The sequence below is a fragment of the Phenylobacterium sp. genome (assembly GCF_037189685.1).
Taxonomy (GTDB): Bacteria; Pseudomonadota; Alphaproteobacteria; order Caulobacterales; family Caulobacteraceae; genus Phenylobacterium.
On sequence record NZ_JBBCIT010000007.1, the window covers coordinates 105,819 to 124,238 of the forward strand.

Genomic DNA, 18,420 nt, shown 5'->3' on the forward strand with positions numbered 1-18,420 from the left:
TGCGCGGGTTGCGGACGCCGTCAAACGCGCGGCTCAGGCGGCGTAGGCCGACAGCACCTCGGCCAGGCGGTCGCCGCGGATGGGCTTGCCGATATGTTCGTTCATCCCGGCCTCGAGGCAGGCGGCGATATCGTCGTCGCTGATCGCGGCGGTCATGGCGACGATGGGCGCGTCGGCGCGCGCGCCGTCCAGCGCGCGGATGCGGCGGCTGGCCTCCAGCCCGTCCATCACCGGCATGTGGACGTCCATGAAGATCAGGTCGAAGTCCTCGCGGCCGGCCACGGCCACCGCCGCGGCGCCGTCCTCGCATTCGGCGACGTCGCAGCCGAAGGCTGTGAGGAAGGCGCTGGCCACCTGTCGGTTCACCGGATGGTCGTCGACGATCAGGACGCGCAGCGACCCCGCAGGGGCGCCGCCGGCCCGTTCGGTCCCGGTCTCCGGTGGCATCCAGGGCTCGGGCGCAGCGGGGGACCCGGCCGCCACGGCGGGTCCGGATGCGTCGGCGGCGCTTCGCGGCAAGGGGATCTCCAACCAGAACTCCGAACCCTTGCCGAGCTGGCTGCGTACGCCGATCCGGCCGCCCATCAGGTCCGCCAGCGCCTGGCTGATCGACAGGCCCAGGCCGGCGCCGCCGAAGCGGCGGGTCGCGCCGCTGTCGGCCTGCCAGAACGGGTCGAACAGACTGGCGGCGAGAGCGGGGTCGATGCCGATGCCCGTGTCGCGCACCGTGATGCGGATCACGTCATAGTCGTCGTCGTGGCTGACGATCTCGCCGGCGACGACCACCGCGCCGTCAGGAGTGAACTTCACCGCGTTGCCGACCAGGTGGCGGACGATCTGGCCCAGCCGGCGTGCGTCGCCCACATGCCCTGCGCCGCACCCCGCCTCCACGTCCACGTCCAGCGTCAGCGGCTTTCCGGCCGCCAGCGGTCGCGTCAGGTCGACGGCGTCCAGCATCAGGTCGCGGACGTTCAGCGGCGCTTCGACCAGTTCCAGGCCCTCGCGCTCCATCTGCGAGAAGTCGAGCACGTCGTCGACGAGGCCGGCCAGGGCCTCGCCGCTGGTCTGGATCGCCGCCACGTGCGTGCGGGCGTCGGCCGTCAGGTCGCCGCGGCCGGCCAGGAGCTGCGCATGGCCGATGACGCCGTTGAGCGGCGTGCGCATCTCGTGGCTCATGGTGGCCAGGAACCGCGACTTCGCCTCGGCGGCCGCGTCGGCGCGCCGGCGGGCCGCCCGCACCACCCTCAGCACCCGGTTGAGCCGTGCGCCGGTCCGGTCGCGTTCGCTGAGCAGCGCCACGGCCGCCAGGCTGGAGAGCGCCAGGGTCGCCAGGTAGATCTGGAGGACCAGCACGCGGGTCCCGACGTCGCCATAGGCCGCCGCGATCGGCCCGCCGCCCCCGATGGTCAGGAACGCCGCCAGGAACGAGACCATGACCAGGGCGCCGGCCACATGGGGCGGCGACAGGCGGAACGTCGCCATCAGGACGACGGCGAAGATGAGGAACAGGAAGGGGTGGGTGGCGACGGGTGAGAAGACCGCCACCGTGACCAGCGCCAGACCGGCGAACCATGCGGCGCGCTCGACCAGACGGGTCCGGGCTGGCCCGGGATAGCGCGTATGCCGGGCGATCAGGAGCACGGCGGGCACGGCGACCGACATGCCCAGGAGGTCGCCGCCGGCATAGGCGAACCACAGCGGCAGCGGCGCGGCGCCCAGGGCGGCGGAGAGGACGGCGGTCGCCAGCGTGCCCGCGATCAGCGTCGCCGGCAGGAAGCCCAGCAGGACGATCGCCCGCAGCCGCTTGACGCGCGTGATGTCCAGCGCCGCCCCGCCGACTCGCCGGACGAGGAAGGCGGCCAGCAGGGCCTCGAACACGTCGGCCGTCGCGATCACCGCGCAGGCGGCCGCAGAATTGGCGCCGAGCACGAGGCCGAAGCCGAAGTCGGCGATCCAGGCGGCCGCGCACATGGCGATCGCCTGGCGTTGCGGCAGCAGCAGGATGGCCGCGCACAACAGGCCGTTGCAGAGCCACAGCACGGCCAGCCCGCCGCTGCCCTCGCTTTCGGTGAACGCGAACGCCACGACGGCCAGGACGACATAGGCCACCACCAGGGCTGGCGCGAGGAGCGGCGAGCGGCGTGGCTGGGCCGATCGGAAGAGGCGGGGGCGGCGCGGCGCAGGCGCGCGCGCGCCCGCCGTCGCCATCGTCCCTGCGCCGTTCTGCGCCATGCCCGTCCCGTTTCCTCGCCAGCCGCCTGACGCGGCTATGCTCGAGCTTTCCTCCGCGCCCGACGAAGCGGCGGGCGTTGTCCAGCGCCATCGCACGGCGTCCGGCTTTGAGGAACGGTAAAGCGGCGTCCCGCAGACGCCTTGCTGCGACCGGATGTCGCATCAATAGGCGAGGGCCACCCCGTCCTTGCGCATCTCGGTGGCGGCCGCCCAGCGGCCGGGCCAGCGCTGGATGGCCTGGTAGCCGCCGTAGACGCCCGGGGCGGGCTTCAACACCCAGCCCAGTTTCGCCAGCCCGGCCTTCGTCGCCTCGGGCGCGCCGGTCTCCAGGTTGAGCACGCCCGGCTGGCCCATGTCCTCGCCCGTGGGCTCGGTTCCCCCGTCGTGATGCCAGCGGGGCGCGTCGCCCGCCTCCTGCACGCCCAGCCCGAAGTCCACGAGGTTCGAGATCACCTGCGCCTGGCCCTGGGGCTGCATGCCGCCGCCCATGACGCCGAAGCTGAGCCAGGGCTCCCCGCCGCGGGTGGCGAAGCCGGGAATGATGGTCTGGAAGGGCCGCTTGCCGGGCGCGTAGACGTTGGGGTGGCCGTCGGCCAGGGCGAACATCTCGCCCCGGTTCTGGAGCATGAAGCCCAGGCCGTCGGGCATGAGGCCCGAGCCCATGCCGCGATAGTTGGACTGGATGATCGACACCATCATCCCGTCGGCGTCGGCGGTGGTGAAATAGGTGGTGTCGCCCTGGCTCGGGACGCGGCCCGGGAAGGCCGCGGGCAGGATGCGGTCGGGCCGGATCAGCTTGGCGCGCTCGCGGGCGTAGTCGGCGGAGAGGAGCCAGTCGATGGGCTGCCGGTAGAAGGCCGGATCGGCATAGAACCGCGCGCGGTCCTCGAAGGCCAGGCGCTTGGCTTCGACCCCGTGATGGATCGCCGGGACCGACTGGAAGCCCATGCCCGCCACGTCGAATTCGTTGAGCATCGCCAGCATCTGCAGGGTGACGTAGCCCTGGGTGTTGGCCGGCAGGGCCCAGACGTCGGTGTCGCGATAGCGCACGCTGCGCGGCTCGACCCATTCCGTGCGGTGGGCGGCCAGGTCGGCGCGGGTCATCCAGCCGCCGATGCGCCGGAAGTAGCGCTCGATGGCCTCGGCGATCTCGCCCTCGTAGAAGGCGCGGCCGCCGCCCTCGGCGATCAGGCGGTAGGTGCGGGCGAGTTGGGGGTTGCGGAACAGCTCGCCCTCGCGCGGCGTGCGGCCGCCGGGCGCCCAGACCGCCCGGAAGTTGCCGATCTCCTCGATGGCGGGGTTCTTCGCGAAGTTCCGGTGCGAGGCCTCCAGGTAGAAGGCCATGTTCTGGACGACGGGCGTCCCCTCTTCGCAGGCCCGGATCGCCGGCTGGAGCAGGTCCTTCCACGGCAACCGGCCGTAGCGTCCGTGCAGCGTCCACCACGCATCGACGCAGCCGGGTACGCTCACCGAGATCGCGCCGTGCGACGGGATCGTCCCCCGGGGCGTGGCGCGGGCGCGCACCGTCTCCAGCGCCAGGCCCCGCGGGCTGCGCCCCGAGCCGTTCAGCCCCACCACCTTGCGCGCCTTCGGGTCCCACAGCAGCACGAAGCAGTCGCCGCCGATGCCGCAGGCGATGGCCTCGCCGTAGCCCAGCACCGCATTGGCCGCGATGGCGGCGTCCACGGCCGAGCCACCGGCGCGCAGCATGTCCAGCGCCGCCAGGGTGGCCAGCGGATGCGCCGTGGCCGCCGCGCCATGGGTTCCCCACGCCGCCGACCGGCTGGCGAAGGTGGCGCCGTCCACCCGGTCCCCCGCCCGGACGTCGGGCCGGTCGCGGTTGGGATTCTCGGCCCGGCTGCCGGCGAGCGCCGGCCCCGCGGCGGCGGCGGGCAGGGCGGCCAGGAACGTGCGTCGGCGCATGGCGGGCTCCGGTGGCGGGCGCCGAGGTGTAGCAGATGCAGCGCGACGCGCGATGGTCCTGGCCGCGAGCGGCAGTTCCGGCTTCAGGGCGCCGCGGCGGCGTGCGCCTCTGGAACCAACACCAGCGTGCGCAGCCCGTCGTCGATGGGGACGAAGAGGTTCACGCCGACCGGCGCGCCACTGACGCTCATGCCCGACACCGTGATTCCGATCACGGCGCCGCCCTCGTCCAGCAGCGGCCCGCCGCTGTTGCCGCGGTTGATGGTCACGTCGCTCTGGATGAACGGGAGCCCGTCGTAGGTGCGCATCGCCGAGACGATCCCCTTCGTCACCGACCCTTGGAAGCGCGCGTCCAACGGCGTGCCGATGGCGTAGACGGCTTCCCCGAGCGTTGCTGCGGTCGAGCGCAGCGCAAGTGGCTGTCGCTGGCCCGAATCGGCCTTCAGCACTGCGACATCGCGTCGGCGGTCCGACCGGACCACCTCGCCGACGGTTTCCGCCCCGTCGGCCCAGCGTACCTTCACGAAGCGGGAGTCTCCGACCACGTGCTGGTTGGTGAGCAGATATCCATCAGCCGACACCAAAAAGGCGCTGCCCAGGCCCGAATTCGAGAAAATCGAGGCCACGGATTGAGTGGCTTGCTCGATCCTCATCTTAGTGTCCGGCACGAACCGAAGCGTAATCGGCGCGTGGCTTGACGGCGTCGGCGCCGTCGGCGCACTCAAGATCACATTGCGAAATTCAGGTGTATTGAGGAGCTGACGCGTGTTCTCGCGAAAGGCCTCGTTCAACAGGTGAGCGATGCCCAATCGGCTTTCTTTGCCGTCAAAACCGCCCTTGGTCGTCACCGTCGCGACGACGCGGCGATCCCGCGGTGAGTAGACCTGCCACTCGACCGACATGGTCACCGCACCACGATAGTGGCTGGCGGGCGTATTCAAACCACAGCCTGAACAGAGCCGCCCGCCGAGCCTGCTTATGATCGCGCCGACCTGAAAATCTGCGGCCGACTCCGTCTCAAAAAGGGCTCGCTTCGATGTCGCAAATCCGGACGCCGACAGAATCCGCGAAAACTCGGTCGCCAGGTTCTCGACCGCCAGTTCGCCCGGCCCGCTCTGCCAGTGAAGGATGGTGCGTCGCGGTGGTAGATCAAACGCCGTGATCTCGGCCCAGGGCTGTCCTTCCGTCATCTCGACGAATGCGCGGACCATGGACACGGATCTTGGAGTCGAACCTGACATTAGAGGCGTCACGGTCACAGGTTGCGACACGGCAAAGTCCCAAGGCCGTTCCGCCCCGGCGGCCGGCCCGGCCAAGATCAAGCTTGCGACAATTGTCGCCCAAATGCGCATCCGGCGTCTCTCCCCAGAACTACAACCCCGATCATTGAGGCCAGCGCCAGGCTGCCGTCTACCCTTCGCTCCACACCGCCAGCTCGTTGCCCGCCGGGTCGCGGAAGTGGAAGCGGCGGCCGCCGGGGAAGGCGAAGATGGGCCGCACGACCTTGCCGCCCGCCGCGCGCACCTTCGCTTCCATCGCCTCCAGGTCGCGGGCGTAGAGGATGACCAGCGGCCGGCCCGCCGCCTCGCCCGTGTCGGCCTGGAAGCCGCCGTCCAGCCCCTGCGCGAAGGCCGCGTAGGTCGGGCCGTAGTCGGTGAAGGCCCAGCCGAACGCGGCGGCGTAGAAGGCCTTGCTGGCGGACAGGTCGCCGCCCGGCAGCTCCACATAGTCGATCTGGCCGTCCTCGCGCATCGTCGTGCCTCCTTTAGTTCTCTATTTGTTCCAAAATACCGCCGCCTCACGCGAGAGTCCAGACCGCCGTCCTCTTGACCTCCATGTCCTCCAGCTCGCGCGTCGTCGGCACCTGGTATTCGGCCAGCTTCGCCAGCCCCTCGCGCGGGAAGTAGCTGCGCCCCGGATCGCCGATCAGCACCGTGGCGCCGGCGTCGCGGGCCGCGCCCAGCCAGGCCATCACCCGGTCGGCCAGCGGCTTCTCGTAGCAGATGTCGCCCGCCAGGATGACCTCAGCCCACGCCGGCGGCGGGGCGCCCAGCAGGTCGGCGTCGGTGAAGCCGCAGGCCACGCCGTTGGCCTGGGCGTTCAGCGCCAGGGCCGCGCCGCAGAAGGGGTCGATGTCCGCCGCCAGCACCCGCGCCGCCCCGGCCTTCATGGCCGCGATGCCGACGATCCCCGAGCCCGAGGCGAAGTCGACCACGCCCCGGCCGGCCACGGCCTCGGGGCGATCCAGGACGTAGCGCGCCAGCGCCTGGCCGCCCGCCCAGGCGAAGGCCCAGAACGGCGGCGGCAGGCCGATCTCCTCCAGCGCTTCCTCGGTCAGCCGCCAGATGGGCGTGACCTCGTCGGCCAGGTGAAGGACCAGCTCGGGCGTGTGGGGCGGCTGCTGGAGCCGGGTGTTGTCGAGGATGAACTGCCGCCGGTCGGTGATCATGGCGCCTCTGTAGCGGAGGGCTTAGGGTGGACGCCATGCTCGCCGCCGATCCCGCCGCCGTCGAACAGCGCGTCCGCGGCCTGTGCCTCGCCCTGCCCGAGACCGGCGAGCGGATCAGCCACGGCATCCCCGCCTTCGACGTCGCTGGCAAGATGTTCGCCTACTTCCGGCACGACCATCACGGCGACGGCATGACGGTCGTCTGCGTGAAGACCTCCGGCCGCGACGAGCAGGAGATGCTCTGGGAGGCCGACCCGCAGACCTACAGCAAGCCGGCCTACCTCTGGCCGTCGGGCTGGGTGGCGGTGACCCTGGCGGATGACGCCGTGGACTGGGCGCTGGTGGAGGCGCGGCTGAGGTCGAGCTGGGCGCTCGCGGCGCCGAAGCGGTTGGTCGCCCGCCCTCTCTGAGCCAGGCCTACTGAAGCGCCCGGATGGCCGCCTGCTCCACGCCACGTTCTTCCGGCGTGGGGCCGCGTCCGGCGTCCCGGCGCGCGGGTTTCGACGAGGCCATGCGCAGCACGTCCCAGTAGCCCGGCGCCGTCAGCATGCCGGGCAGCACCTCCTTGCGCCGCAGCAGGCGGTGCGCGCGGGGCAGGTTGTAGCAGGGCACATGCATGAACATGTGATGCTCGCAGTGGTAGTTCACGTAGTAGGGCGCGAGGAACGCCCGGGCGATCCAGCCGGCGCGGGTGGTGCGGGCGTGGCGCAAGGGGTCGGGCTCGTCCTTGGCCACGCAGGCGTGCTCGGCGATGTTCCGCAGGCGGGTGATCAGCGGCAGCCACGTCGCCGACGGCAGCCACCACAGCACGAACCACGCCCACCAGAAGCCGAACGGGGCGGTGGCCGCGATCGTCACGGCGGCGCCGATGAAGAACCGCGGGCGGTGGCGGATGAAGGTCCACACGATCTTGAGGGCGCTCTCGCCCGATTTTCGCTGGGCGATCCGCTTGAACAGCGGCGCCCAGCGCTGCTTGAAGTGGGTCTGGCCGGTCAGGTCGCGGACGATTTTGCGCCGCAGCGACACGCGGGTGATCGGGAACGGCGCCGAGAGGCCCAGGTCGGGGTCCTCGGCCTGCTGCGCGTACTTGTGGTGGCCCAGGTGGTAGGTGCGGTACTGCACGAGGCCGCCGGGCGTCAGGTATTCGCCCAGCCAGTCGTTGACCTTCAGGTTCGGGTGCAGCGCGCCGTGGGCGGCGTCGTGCATCAGGATGGCGAGGCCGAGTTGCCGGCCGCCGATGATCATCACCGCCAGCGGGATGGCGATCGGGAACGCCATCGCCAGGGCCGCGGCCAGGCCGATGACGATCCAGGCGTGCGCGATCAGGGCCGGGCCCTTCCAGGCCGACTTGTGCGCCAGGGGCGCCCATTCCTGCGGCGTGAAATAATCCTTGGGGGCGACACGGGCGGCGGCGGCCATCAGGCGTCTCCTGGGAGAAAGTTCGCGGGCTCGCGTGTGATGGGCGCGGCGCGCAGCAGGGCGGTCATCTCCTCCACGGCCTGGGCTACCGTCGCCTCGGTGGCGCCCTCGCGCAGGGCGACGCCCAGGGCCAGGGTCCAGAAGCGCCGGGCGACCGTGGCCGGGTCCTCGGGGCTGGACCAGCCGCGGCTGCGGCGCGTGTCGGCATAGGCGCGGTCGCCCTCGGCGTGCAGCCGCTCGAAGGTGCGTTCGACCAGGGGCGAGAGATCCTGGCGGCGGCGGGTGAGCGACAGGGCCTCGACGAACAGGGCGAGGCCGGGCGAGCCGATCACCGTCTCGACCAGGCGGTGGTTGTAGTCGGCGCCCGTGGGCGCGCCGGCCGCGGCCGCCTCGGCCTGGCGGGCCACGTACAGCACCTCGCGGCACGCGGCCTCGACGAACAGCGCCTCCTTGGTGCGGAAATAGTAGGTGACCTGGCTGGGATAGGCGCCGGCCGCCGCCGCGATCTCGGCCACGGACACCGCCGCCAGCCCCTTGGCCTTGAACAGCTCGACCGCCGCGTCCAGCAGGCGCGAGCGCATCCGCTTGCCGGTTTCGCGGACGGCCCTCGAGGTCGGGACCGGGGCGTCCGTGGGCCGGGCCTTTGGAAGGGGTTGCACGTTCGTCACGGCGTTATTTGTATGTCATACAAGATGCACGCGCAAGCGTTCGTGCGCGGCGCCTCGCCGCCGGCGGATGCGGCCTGCGCGCTTTGGTCGCGGGCCCGTTCCCCGATTCGCCACCGAGCCGTCACCGGTCGGCCATCAAACGCCGCCAGACTCGGAGGGTGTGTGGAGGTGCGTGATGCTTGCGGGACTGATGAGGATGCTGGGCCTTGGCCGGAACGCCAGACCCGCCAAAGCGAAGACCAGGCCCGCCAAGGTGAAGAAGATGCAGTTGCCGGGATGGGCCGGCCGCCGCTGACGCAGGGGCCTGCGGTCAGGCGCCCCCGGCCACGATCGCGGCGAACAGGATCAGGCCGGCCAGGCTGTTCGACCGGAAGAGCCTGAGCGCCAGCGCCGGGTCGTCCACCTTCACGCGCAGGCCCTGGAGCGCCAGCAGGTGGGCGGCGTAGACCGCGAGCCCGGCCCAGAACAGCGGCCCCAGGCCCGCCGTCGCCCCCGCCGTCGCGGCCAACGCCGCGGCCACGGCGTAGAAGCCCATCACCGCGCCGGGCGCCGCCGCGCCCAGCCGCCGGGCCGACGACTTCACGCCGGCCAGCGCGTCGTCCTCCAGGTCCTGGATGGCGTAGATCGTGTCGTACCCCAGGGTCCAGAAGACGCCGCCGGCATAGAGCAGGAGGGCGGGGAGCGAGAGGTGGCCCGTGGCGGCCGCGAACCCCATCAGCGCCCCCCAGTTGAAGGTCAGCCCCAGCCAGGCCTGCGGCCACCAGGTGATCCGCTTCATGAAGGGATAGGCCGCCACGAGGCCCAGGGAGAGTACGCCCAGGAGCCAGCACAGGGGCGGCAGCATGACCAGGATCGCCAGCGACGCCAGGCAGCAGCCGGCCGTGAACGCCCAGGCCTGCTTCACCGTGATCTGGCCCGAGGCCACGGGCCGCGCCGCCGTCCGCGCCACCTGGGCGTCGATGTCGCGGTCGACGATGTCGTTGTAGGCGCAGCCCGCCGCCCGCATCAGCGCCGCGCCCAGGAAGAACAGCAGGAGCAGAACCGGGTCCGGCCACCGCCCCTGCATGGCCCCGGCCAGCGCGATCCCCTGCCACCCCGGCAGCATCAAAAGCCAGATCCCCGCCGGCCGGTCGAACCGCCCCAGCTTCAGCCACGGCCGCAGCGAAGCGGGCGCCCACCGGTCCACCCAGTTGGTCGGCGCGGCGTCGGGCAGGGGGGTGGTGGAGGTCGCCCTTGGCTCGGTCATCGCCGCCGGGTTGACAACGCGGCTGGCATTTAGTCAATTAACTCGGAAGTTAATTAGGAAATTAGTCCGATGGAGAAGATCTTCGAGGCTCTCGCTTCGACGCCCCGGCGCAAGATCCTGGCCTATCTGTCGGAAGCCGAGCTGACCGCCGGCGAGATCGCGGCGAAGTTCGAGATGAGCAAGCCCGCCATCTCCAAGCATCTTCAGATTCTGGAGAACGCGGGACTGGTGACCAGCGAGAAGCGGGGCCAGTTCGTCTGGTACGCCTTGGTCCGCGAGAACCTCGTCAACACCCTGAACGGCTTCGTCCAGAACGTCTGTCCGGTGGCCGCGCCCCTCAAGAAGGAGAGCGCGCGGATCAGGAATGGACGGGAGGGATAGCGATGCGTCTGGTCCCGGGCTCGGAGCGGATCGAGGGAGACGGCGCGGACCCGGTCCCGGGCCGGATCCGATGGGCGCCGCGGAAATCGCTCTGGATCGGGGGCATGACCGCGACGGCGCTGATCGCCGGCCCCCTGTTCTTCGCCTGGGACGCCTTTGCGCTCTTCCTGGCGACCACCGCCATCACGCTGTGCGCGGGCCACTCGGTCGGCATGCACCGGCGCCTGATCCACGGCAGCTTCAAGTGTCCGCTCTGGCTGGAATACCTTCTGGTCTATCTGGGCGTGCTGGTGGGTATGGCTGGGCCGATCGGCATGGTCCGGCTGCACGACCTGCGCGACTGGGCGCAGCGCCAGCCCGACTGCCATAGCTACTTCGGCCACCGCGCCGGCTTCTGGCGCGACGCGTGGTGGCAGATGCACTGCGAGCTGACGCTGGACCGCCCGCCGGGCTTCCGGCCCGAGCTACGGCTGGCGGCGGATCGGGTCTATGCCTGGATGGAACGGACCTGGATGCTGCAGCAGCTTCCGTGGGCCGTTCTGTTCTTCGTCCTGGGCGGCTGGAGCTGGGTGGTCTGGGGAGTCTGTGCGCGGGTGACAGTGGGCGTGACCGGACACTGGTTGGTCGGGCACTACGCCCATCGCGAGGGGCCGCAGACCTATGTCGTGGAGGGCGCCGCGGTGCAGGGCCACGACGTCGTGATCGCCGGCCTGATCAGCATGGGCGAGAGCTGGCACAACAATCATCACGCCTTTCCGGGCTCGGCGAAGCTGGGCCTGCATCCGGGCCAGGCCGACCTTGGCTGGAACCTTATCAAGGCGCTGGAGCGTCTGGGGCTCGCCTGGGACATCGTGACGCCCGAACAGCTTCCTTATCGTCCCGCGCTCCGGCAGGTGCGCGCCCAGGCATGCGGCTGTCCGCTGAGACGCCGACTGACCGTCCGGAGCTGAGCCATGGCCGGAACGCCCCACCGCCTCGGCCGCCTCTGGTATGCGCTCGCCGCCTCCGCCGCGGTCCTCTCCCAGCACGTCGTGCTCGTCTGGGCGTACTGGAGCGCCGGCGCGGTCCTGAAGGCCGACGCCGAGTTCTGGCTGGCGCCTCTCCGGGTGTTCGCGCGTCTTCCCGACGTCCATCCTGCGGGCGTCCCGGTCGCGCTGCTCTGCGCGATCCTGTCGGCCGGAGCGGCGGCGTGGCTCTCCATCCTGCGGGCGAGAGACGCCGGCGGCGGCTACGTCTTCGCAGCGCTGACGCTGATCCCGGGGGCGCAGGTCCCGGCCATCCTGGCGCTGAGCCTGCTACCGCCGGCGGCCTCTCCGATCCCAAGGCAGGAGGGCGGAGCGAGCCTGGCCGATGCGGTCGTCGGCGTCGTGGCCGGGATGGGGCTCTGCGTCTTCGCCGTCGCGGTCTCCGCGCTCGTCTTCGGAATCTATGGCTATGGGGTCTTCGTCCTCGCCCCGGTCCTGATGGGACTCGTGACGGGCTACATGGCGAACAGGCGGGCGGATCTGAGCGCACGAAGCACCATGAATCTCGCTCTTCTGTCCGCGATCCTCGGCGGCTTCATGCTGGTGGCGTTCGCGCTCGAAGGGATAATCTGCCTGATCATGGCGGCGCCGCTGGCCCTGGCCTGCGCCGGCGCAGGCGGCGCCATCGGGCGCGAAATGGCCATCCGGCGAGGGCGGGGAGGACATCCCGCGGCGTTCAGCGTCGCCATACTGCCCCTGGTGCTTGCGATCGAGGCGACGGTCCCCTCGCAACTCCGCCTCGCCAGCGTCGAGACCGTCGATATCGACGCCTCTCCCGTCCAGGTCTGGCGCGCCGTGACCGCGGACGGCGAGATCGGGCCCGCGCCACCGGCGCCCTTCCGGCTCGGCCTCGGCTACCCGATCGCGTCGGAGCTGCGTGGCGAGGGCGTCGGCGCCGAACGGATCGGCCGCTTCTCGACCGGCGTGTCGCGCGAGCGCGTCACGGCCTGGGAGCCGGGCCGGCGGCTCACCTTCGAGGTGCTTGAGACACCCCCGGCCATGCGCGAGCTCAGCCCGTGGCCGACGGTCCACGCGCCGCACGCCGTCGGCTATTTCCACACGCTACAGACCAGCTTCGAGCTCGCCCCTTCGCCCGGCGGCCGCACGCGGCTGACGATCCGCTCCGCCCACGTCCTGCGGCTGGACCCCGTCCCCTATTGGGAGCCCATGGCGCGGCTGGCCATCCAGGCCAACAACCGGCGTGTCCTGGCGCACATGAAGCGCCAGGCGGAAGGCCCGATGACTGTGGCCGCGGCGCAACCCCGGCCGGCCCCGACGACGTAGAGTCCTGCCTTTCCTTGACCGACGTTCCGGCTCCCCCTAGCTTCCGGGTCTTCGAGGCCAGCAGACGAGGGAGGTCCGTCAGAATGACATCTGCCGCAAAGAACCTCTCCCGCGTGTTCCGCCTCGGGCCGCCGCCGCACCGTTAAGTCGCCCGAACCGCTTCGCCGCGGGGCCTGACAGGCTCCCGCCCCGAAGCGACGCCGCGCGCGCCCGACCCGCCGCGAATACGTGGCCCACCGCGAATACGTGGCCCGCCGAGCCTCTCCGGCCCGGCGCCTCCGCTTCACGACCTTCCATCGACATCCGCGCCGGACCTGCGCGCGCCCTGCACGGCGCCCGGTCCCACGCCCCGTATCCGAGACTTCTCATGACCGACCACTACGAGGACGAAGAAGAGACCCGCGAGCGCCAGCTCTCGAACCGCAAGGTCCTGGAGTTCATCTCCACCTACTGGCGCCGCCGGCCCTGGCTGATGACCGTGACGATCGGGCTCACCCTGGTCGCCATCGGCTTCGACCTGATGCTGCCCTGGGCGGCCGGCCGGATGGTCGACGCCGTGGCCGGCGGGCCGGCCAACGCCGATCCCGCCTGGCGGGCCTGGGCGCTGTTCGTGGGCGTCTACCTGGCCTTCTCGGTGATCCGGAACACCGCCATGCGCTTCCTGATCCCCTTCTCGGCCACCAACATGAAGGAGATGACCGACGACGGCTTCCGCCGGGTCCAGAGCTTCTCGTCCGACTGGCACGCCGACACCTTCGCCGGCGCCACGGTGCGGCGGCTCAGCCGGGCCATGTGGGGCTACGACACGGTCACCGACGCCGTGCTGATCTGGTTCGGGCCGGCGGCCGTGGTGCTGGGCGGCCTCTGCGTGATGATGCTGGTCCGCTGGCCAGCGGTCGGCGCCTTCGCCTGCGTGGTCACGGTGCTGTACGTGCTGTCCAACATCTTCCTGACGGCGCTGTGGGCGCGGCCGGCCAACCTGCGCTCGGTGGCGCTGGACTCGCGCATCGGCGGCGCGCTGGCCGACTCCATATCGTCGAACGCCACGGTGAAGACCTTCGGCGCCGAAGCGCGCGAGGAGGGACGGATCGCGGGCGTCACCGAGATGTGGCGCAAGGCCACCATGAAGACCTGGGGCCGGTTCACCGACCTGTGGCTGCTGCACAACCTGATGCTGGTGGCGCTCCAGGCGGGCCTGACCGGCCTGCTTCTGCGCGAGTGGGTCCAGGGGCGCGCCAGCGTCGGCGACATCACCTTCGCCGTGACGGCCTTCATGCTGATGAGCGGCTACCTGCGCAACATCGGCGAGAACATCCGCATGGCGCAGAAGGGGATGGACGACATCGAGGACGTGGCCCGCTACGCGCAGACCGCGCCCCAGGTGCTGGACCGGCCGGCCGCGCCCGCCTTCCGGGCCGACCTGGGCGAGATCGTCTTCGATCGGGTGACCTTCGCCTACAAGTCGGCGGCCGGGCCGCTCTACGACCGCTTCACCCTGCGCATCGCGCCGGGCGAGCGGGTGGCGCTGGTCGGGCCCACGGGCTCGGGCAAGTCCACCTTCGTGAAACTGATCCAGCGGCTGTACGACATCCAGGCGGGCGCGATCCTGATCGACGGCCAGGACATCGCGGCGGTGAGCCAGGGGTCGCTCCGGCGCGCCATCGCCGTGGTGCCCCAGGATCCGGCGCTGTTCCACCGCTCGCTGGCCGACAACATCAGCTATGCGCGGCCGGACGCCACGATGGACGAGATCGTGCTGGCCGCCCGCCGGGCGCGGGCGCACGACTTCATCGGCCGCCTGCCCCTGGGCTACGACACCCTGGTCGGCGAGCGGGGCGTGAAGCTGTCGGGCGGCGAGCGGCAGCGGGTGGCCATCGCCCGCGCCTTCCTGGCCGACGCGCCGATCCTGGTCCTGGACGAGGCGACCAGCTCGCTGGACGTCGAGACCGAGCGCCAGGTGCAGGCGGCGATGGAGGAGCTGATGGTGGGCCGCACCACCATCGTCATCGCCCACCGCCTGTCCACCATCCGCGGCGCCGACCGCATCCTGGTGTTCGACGAAGGTCGCATCGTGGAGGAAGGCCGCCACGCCGACCTCGTGACGCGCGGCGGCCCCTATGCGCGGCTGCACGCGGTGACCGAGGGGGTGGGGTAGAGTTCCGGCCCCCGCGCCCCCTCCGTCTCGGCCTTTCAGGCCGATCCACCTCCCCCGCCTCGCGGGGGAGGAGCGGAGGTCGCGAATCCACGCTCCTCCCCCGTAAAACGGGGGAGGTGGCTGGCGGCGAAGCCGTCAGACGGAGGGGGCGCGAGGCCGCGACCCGAGACGCTCGCGGGCCATCTCCAGCATCCACTCGACCACCGCCTCAGGGTCGTCCAGCACGGAAGACGCGGGAATCCGCACGACCTCGATCCCGACCGATCGCAGGAAGGCGTCCCGCTTCTCGTCGCGGGCCGGTCGGTCGCCGAAACCATGGCCCTGGCCATCGATCTCGACGCAGAGGCGGGCGGGCGAGCAGCAGAAGTCGAGGACATAGGGCCGGATCGGATGCTGGCGGCGGAAGGCCGGCCGGCCGGGTTCGCGGCGCCGGATGCGCACCCAGATCAGCGTCTCCGGCAGGCTGAGATCCTGGCGCAGCTTCCTGGCGAAGGCGTGCGTTGGGGTGGGGGATCTCATCGGCGGCCTTACGCCCCCTCCGTCCGGCGACGCGGTCGCCGGCCACCTCCCCCGCCGTGCGGGGGAGGAACCGGGATCGCGGGCACATTCAGGTCCTCCCCCGCACGGCGGGGGAGGTGGATCGGCCTGCAAGGCCGAGACGGAGGGGGCGCGAGCCGGAACCTCACGACATCGAAGCGCCCAACCGCTCGGCCAGGTCGCCGCGGGGCTTCACCTCGACGCGCTCCAGCCCCAGCCACCCGGCCATCCGCTTCAGTTCCTCCGCCAGCCGCGCAGGCGTCTGCGGCGTGGCCCAGGGTTCGGCGTGGGCGGACTGGACGAGGAGGACGCCGGCCTTGCGGTCGGCCTTGAGGTCGACGCGGGCGGTGATGGCGTCGCCCTCCAGGAACGGCAGGACATAGTAGCCGTGGGTGCGCTTCTCGGCCGGGGTGTAGATCTCGAGCCGCACGCGGACGCCGAACATCCGTTCGGTCCGCTCGCGGAACCAGATCAGGTTGTCGAAGGGCGAGAGCAGCGCCGTGGCCTCGATCCGGCGCGGCCGCCGCGCCTCGGGGTGCAGGAACGCCGGCTCGCGCCAGCCCTTGACGGACACCGGGACCAGGCCGCCGGCCTCGACCATCTCGTGCAGGCGCGCCCGCGTGTCGGCCACGCCCATGCGGAAATAGTCGCGCAGGTCGCGCTCGGTGGCGACGCCCATGGCCCGGGCGGCGATGTCCAGCAGGCCGCGCTGGGCCGCGTCGCGCGGCGGCGTGGGCGCGTCTTGGATCGCCCGGGGCAGCACCTTCTCCGGCAGGCCGTAGACCCGCTCGAACGTCCCGCGGCGCGTGGCGGTGGTGAGCTCGCCGGCCCAGAACAGGCCCTCCAGCGCCCGCTTGCCTTCGCTCCAGCCCCACCAGCCGCCGTCGCCCCGGTGGCCGAGGTCGAGTTCGGAGGCGGCCAGCGGCCCGCGGGCGGCGATCTCGCCCAGCGCCCGGTCCACGAACTCGCGCCGCTCGCGCAGGAAGCGGCCGATCCCCTTCCAGATCCCGACGCCCTCGCGCGCGTCGGCCATGCGCCAGCGCAGCAGCGGCTGGGCCGACAGCGGCAGCAGCGAAGCCTCGTGCGCCCAGTATTCGAACAGCGGCCGCTTCCGGCCCCAGGCGATCTCCTCCAGCAATTCGCGCGGATAGGCGCCCAGGCGGGAGAAGGCCGGCAGGTAGTGGGTGCGCGAGACGACGTTGACGGAATCGAGCTGGACCGCGCCCAGCCGCTCGACGAGGCGCGTCAGCTTGCGACGGTCGACGGGCGTCTCGCGGTCGCCGCCGAGGCCCTTGTCGCCGAAACCCTGGGCGGCCAGGGCGATCCGGCGGGCCTCGGCCGCCGTCAGGATGGTGCGCGCCATGGGTCTCCGGAGGGAATCGCGCCGATGTCGCCCGGCAGCCTACAGGGTGAACGAAGAAAGAACAACGAACGTAAACACAGGGTTAAGCGACAGGGTTAACCCCTCGGGCGCGGCGGCACGAAACCGGAACCCGGCAATTGCGTATCGATGTTATCCGTAGTTCGGGCCGAAGCCTGCGGAACGCGCGAACGGAGGGCCGCAACGGAGGGCCGCTCAGGGCTCCAGCCGGCCGTCCGCCAGCGCCGAGGGTTCGAAGGGGAACACCACGCTGGGGTCGGGCGGCTCGACCTTGTCGGCGATGTCCGGCGGGGCCAGCACCTTCAACAGGTGGCGCATGATGTTGGCGCGGGCGGTCTTCTTGTCGTCGGTGTGCACGACGGTCCACGGCGCCTCGGCGGTGTGGGTGCGCTTCAGCATCTCGTCGCGGGCGGCGGAGTAGTCGCTCCACTTCTCCTGGGCGACGGCGTCCAGGGGGCTGACCTTCAGGGCCTTCAGCGGGTCGGTGGTGCGGGCCTTCAGCCGCTGGCCCTGCTCGCCGCGGGAGATGTCGAGCCACAGCTTCACGATCTGAACGCCGGAATGGCTCAGCATCTGCTCGAACACGGGAACGTCGCGCAGGAACGTCTCCTGCTCGTCGGGCGTGGAGAAGCCCATCACGCGCTCGACGCCCGCCCGGTTGTACCAGGAGCGGTTCAGGATCACGAGTTCGCCGGCGGCCGGCAGGTGCTCCACATAGCGCTGGAAGTACCACTGCGTCCGTTCGCGGTCGTTCGGCTTGGGCAGGGCGACCACGCGTGTCGCGCGGATCGACAGGTGCTCGACGATGCGCTTGATCGCCCCGTCCTTGCCGGCCGTGTCGCGGCCCTCGAAGATCACCAGGTCGCGCTCGCCCGCCTGGATCGCATGCTGCTGGAAGCGGACCAGCGCGAGTTGGAGGGCTTCGATGTCGTCGTCGTCTTTGGCCATGACGACACCATGCGCCGGAACGTAAGGAGGGGACAATGATCCGGCTGCACGTTCCCCACGATCTCTCCGCCGGCGCCGCGCTGGAGCTGGACGAGGGCCAGAGCCGCTATCTGGCGGCGGTGATGCGGCTGTCGGCCGGCGACGCGGTGGCCGTGTTCAACGGCCGCGACGGCGAGTGGCGGGCGGTTTTGGAGGCCGTGGCCAAGCGCGTCGTGCGCCTGCGCGCGGAAGCCCTGGCCCGGCCGCAGGCGTTCGGTCCGGACCTCGATCTGGTCGTCGCGCTGGTGAAGCGGGCGCGGCTGGAGACCATCGTGGAGAAGGCGGCCGAGCTGGGCGCGCGGCGGATCCGGCCGGTCACGACCGAGCGGACCAACGCCGACCACACCCGCGTGGATCGCCTGCAGGTCATCGCGACCGAGGCCGCCGAGCAGACCGGCCGCCTGGACGTGCCCCAGGTGACCGAGCCGGTGAGGCTGGACCGCCTGCTGGCCGGCTGGGCCGAGGGGCAGGAGGGCGGCCGCCGCCTGCTGTTCTGCGACGAGGCGGGCGATGCGCGGCCGATCCTGGAGGCGGTCGCCGACAGCGAGGGCGCGCCATGGGCCATCCTGATCGGGCCGGAGGGCGGCTTCTCGCCGCGCGAGCGGGAAGCTCTGCGAAGCCTTCCCTTCACCACGCCGGCCACGCTGGGGCCGCGCATCCTGCGCGCCGACACCGCCGCCATCGCCGCGATGGCCCTGTGGCAAGCCGCGGCGGGCGACTGGCGGGCCTGATT

General features: G+C 71.4%; 17 protein-coding genes. 6 read left to right on the plus strand and 11 right to left on the minus strand.

Translation table 11 applies throughout. The features are described 5' to 3' along the window. Positions 1-33: 33 nt before the first annotated feature. The 5 genes from WG212_RS04060 to WG212_RS04080 all read right to left on the minus strand — a co-directional run bounded on the left by WG212_RS04060 (position 34) and on the right by WG212_RS04080 (position 6,604). Positions 34-2,232, minus strand: a complete 2,199-nt coding sequence (locus WG212_RS04060) for a response regulator (RefSeq protein WP_337185787.1) — start codon at positions 2,230-2,232, stop codon at positions 34-36. A gap of 162 nt (positions 2,233-2,394) precedes the next feature. After that, complete coding sequence (locus tag WG212_RS04065) at positions 2,395-4,155, minus strand: gamma-glutamyltransferase family protein (RefSeq protein ID WP_337185788.1); 1,761 nt, start codon at positions 4,153-4,155, stop codon at positions 2,395-2,397. Positions 4,156-4,238: 83 nt separating this feature from the next. After that, entirely contained in the window at positions 4,239-5,366 is a 1,128-nt protein-coding gene (locus tag WG212_RS04070; protein ID WP_337185789.1) for a trypsin-like peptidase domain-containing protein, read from the minus strand. Positions 5,367-5,565: 199 nt separating this feature from the next. Further along, positions 5,566-5,907, minus strand: a complete 342-nt coding sequence (locus tag WG212_RS04075; protein WP_337185790.1) for a VOC family protein — start codon at positions 5,905-5,907, stop codon at positions 5,566-5,568. A gap of 46 nt (positions 5,908-5,953) precedes the next feature. Next, positions 5,954-6,604: a methyltransferase gene (locus WG212_RS04080; protein WP_337185791.1), complete on the minus strand. Its 651-nt coding sequence runs from the start codon at positions 6,602-6,604 to the stop codon at positions 5,954-5,956. A 35-nt stretch (positions 6,605-6,639) separates the two neighbouring features. On the opposite strand from WG212_RS04080, the gene WG212_RS04085 reads away from it, so the two are divergent. Beyond that, positions 6,640-7,014 (plus strand): MmcQ/YjbR family DNA-binding protein, encoded by a 375-nt coding sequence (locus tag WG212_RS04085; RefSeq protein WP_337186056.1) that lies wholly within the window; start codon positions 6,640-6,642, stop codon positions 7,012-7,014. Between the two features lie 7 nt (positions 7,015-7,021). On the opposite strand, the gene WG212_RS04090 is transcribed toward WG212_RS04085, so the two are convergent. The 3 genes from WG212_RS04090 to ubiA all read right to left on the minus strand — a co-directional run bounded on the left by WG212_RS04090 (position 7,022) and on the right by ubiA (position 9,937). Next, the gene (locus WG212_RS04090) at positions 7,022-8,023 is read right to left on the minus strand and encodes a fatty acid desaturase family protein (RefSeq protein ID WP_337185792.1); all 1,002 of its coding nucleotides are present in this window, start codon (positions 8,021-8,023) and stop codon (positions 7,022-7,024) included. After that, entirely contained in the window at positions 8,023-8,691 is a 669-nt protein-coding gene (locus WG212_RS04095; RefSeq protein ID WP_337185793.1) for a TetR/AcrR family transcriptional regulator C-terminal domain-containing protein, read from the minus strand. Before WG212_RS04095 ends, WG212_RS04090 begins: the two co-directional genes overlap by 1 nt. A 310-nt stretch (positions 8,692-9,001) precedes the next feature. Next, positions 9,002-9,937, minus strand: coding sequence for a 4-hydroxybenzoate octaprenyltransferase (ubiA, locus tag WG212_RS04100; protein WP_337185794.1), 936 nt, complete (start codon positions 9,935-9,937; stop codon positions 9,002-9,004). Between the two features lie 69 nt (positions 9,938-10,006). Between ubiA and WG212_RS04105 the strand changes: the two genes are divergently transcribed. From WG212_RS04105 to WG212_RS04120, 4 genes are all read left to right on the plus strand, one after another. After that, positions 10,007-10,318 carry a metalloregulator ArsR/SmtB family transcription factor gene (locus WG212_RS04105; protein WP_337185795.1) on the plus strand — a complete coding sequence of 104 codons (312 nt, stop codon included), beginning with the start codon at positions 10,007-10,009 and terminating at the stop codon, positions 10,316-10,318. A gap of 2 nt (positions 10,319-10,320) precedes the next feature. Next, positions 10,321-11,268 carry an acyl-CoA desaturase gene (locus WG212_RS04110; protein ID WP_337185796.1) on the plus strand — a complete coding sequence of 316 codons (948 nt, stop codon included), beginning with the start codon at positions 10,321-10,323 and terminating at the stop codon, positions 11,266-11,268. Positions 11,269-11,271: 3 nt separating this feature from the next. Further along, on the plus strand, positions 11,272-12,627 hold the full coding sequence (locus tag WG212_RS04115; RefSeq protein ID WP_337185797.1) for an SRPBCC family protein: 1,356 nt from the start codon (positions 11,272-11,274) through the stop codon (positions 12,625-12,627). A gap of 367 nt (positions 12,628-12,994) precedes the next feature. Beyond that, a complete protein-coding gene (locus WG212_RS04120; RefSeq protein WP_337185798.1) occupies positions 12,995-14,782 on the plus strand; it encodes an ABC transporter ATP-binding protein in 1,788 nt (595 codons plus the stop codon). 135 nt (positions 14,783-14,917) lie between these two features. On the opposite strand, the gene WG212_RS04125 is transcribed toward WG212_RS04120, so the two are convergent. The 3 genes from WG212_RS04125 to ppk2 all read right to left on the minus strand — a co-directional run bounded on the left by WG212_RS04125 (position 14,918) and on the right by ppk2 (position 17,648). Further along, a complete protein-coding gene (locus WG212_RS04125) occupies positions 14,918-15,301 on the minus strand; it encodes an endonuclease domain-containing protein (protein ID WP_337185799.1) in 384 nt (127 codons plus the stop codon). A 163-nt stretch (positions 15,302-15,464) separates the two neighbouring features. Beyond that, positions 15,465-16,682 (minus strand): winged helix-turn-helix domain-containing protein, encoded by a 1,218-nt coding sequence (locus WG212_RS04130; protein ID WP_337185800.1) that lies wholly within the window; start codon positions 16,680-16,682, stop codon positions 15,465-15,467. Positions 16,683-16,895: 213 nt separating this feature from the next. Further along, a complete protein-coding gene (gene ppk2 / locus WG212_RS04135) occupies positions 16,896-17,648 on the minus strand; it encodes a polyphosphate kinase 2 (RefSeq protein WP_337185801.1) in 753 nt (250 codons plus the stop codon). Positions 17,649-17,683: 35 nt separating this feature from the next. Between ppk2 and WG212_RS04140 the strand changes: the two genes are divergently transcribed. Beyond that, positions 17,684-18,418 carry a 16S rRNA (uracil(1498)-N(3))-methyltransferase gene (locus tag WG212_RS04140; protein ID WP_337185802.1) on the plus strand — a complete coding sequence of 245 codons (735 nt, stop codon included), beginning with the start codon at positions 17,684-17,686 and terminating at the stop codon, positions 18,416-18,418. Positions 18,419-18,420 lie beyond the last annotated feature (2 nt).

Excerpts from the sequence above, each read along its gene's own strand:
- WG212_RS04130 (WP_337185800.1), bottom strand. The coding sequence starts at position 16,682 with ATGGCGCGCACCATCCTGACGGCGGCCGAGGCCCGCCGGATCGCCCTG.
- ppk2 (WP_337185801.1), bottom strand. The coding sequence starts at position 17,648 with ATGGCCAAAGACGACGACGACATCGAAGCCCTCCAACTCGCGCTGGTC.
- WG212_RS04140 (WP_337185802.1), top strand. The coding sequence starts at position 17,684 with ATGATCCGGCTGCACGTTCCCCACGATCTCTCCGCCGGCGCCGCGCTG.
- WG212_RS04120 (WP_337185798.1), top strand. The coding sequence starts at position 12,995 with ATGACCGACCACTACGAGGACGAAGAAGAGACCCGCGAGCGCCAGCTC.
- WG212_RS04070 (WP_337185789.1), bottom strand. The coding sequence starts at position 5,366 with ATGGTCCGCGCATTCGTCGAGATGACGGAAGGACAGCCCTGGGCCGAG.
- WG212_RS04110 (WP_337185796.1), top strand. The coding sequence starts at position 10,321 with ATGCGTCTGGTCCCGGGCTCGGAGCGGATCGAGGGAGACGGCGCGGAC.
- WG212_RS04125 (WP_337185799.1), bottom strand. The coding sequence starts at position 15,301 with ATGAGATCCCCCACCCCAACGCACGCCTTCGCCAGGAAGCTGCGCCAG.
- WG212_RS04065 (WP_337185788.1), bottom strand. The coding sequence starts at position 4,155 with ATGCGCCGACGCACGTTCCTGGCCGCCCTGCCCGCCGCCGCCGCGGGG.
- WG212_RS04060 (WP_337185787.1), bottom strand. The coding sequence starts at position 2,232 with ATGGCGCAGAACGGCGCAGGGACGATGGCGACGGCGGGCGCGCGCGCG.
- ubiA (WP_337185794.1), bottom strand. The coding sequence starts at position 9,937 with ATGACCGAGCCAAGGGCGACCTCCACCACCCCCCTGCCCGACGCCGCG.
- WG212_RS04115 (WP_337185797.1), top strand. The coding sequence starts at position 11,272 with ATGGCCGGAACGCCCCACCGCCTCGGCCGCCTCTGGTATGCGCTCGCC.
- WG212_RS04085 (WP_337186056.1), top strand. The coding sequence starts at position 6,640 with ATGCTCGCCGCCGATCCCGCCGCCGTCGAACAGCGCGTCCGCGGCCTG.
- WG212_RS04080 (WP_337185791.1), bottom strand. The coding sequence starts at position 6,604 with ATGATCACCGACCGGCGGCAGTTCATCCTCGACAACACCCGGCTCCAG.
- WG212_RS04090 (WP_337185792.1), bottom strand. The coding sequence starts at position 8,023 with ATGGCCGCCGCCGCCCGTGTCGCCCCCAAGGATTATTTCACGCCGCAG.
- WG212_RS04075 (WP_337185790.1), bottom strand. The coding sequence starts at position 5,907 with ATGCGCGAGGACGGCCAGATCGACTATGTGGAGCTGCCGGGCGGCGAC.
- WG212_RS04105 (WP_337185795.1), top strand. The coding sequence starts at position 10,007 with ATGGAGAAGATCTTCGAGGCTCTCGCTTCGACGCCCCGGCGCAAGATC.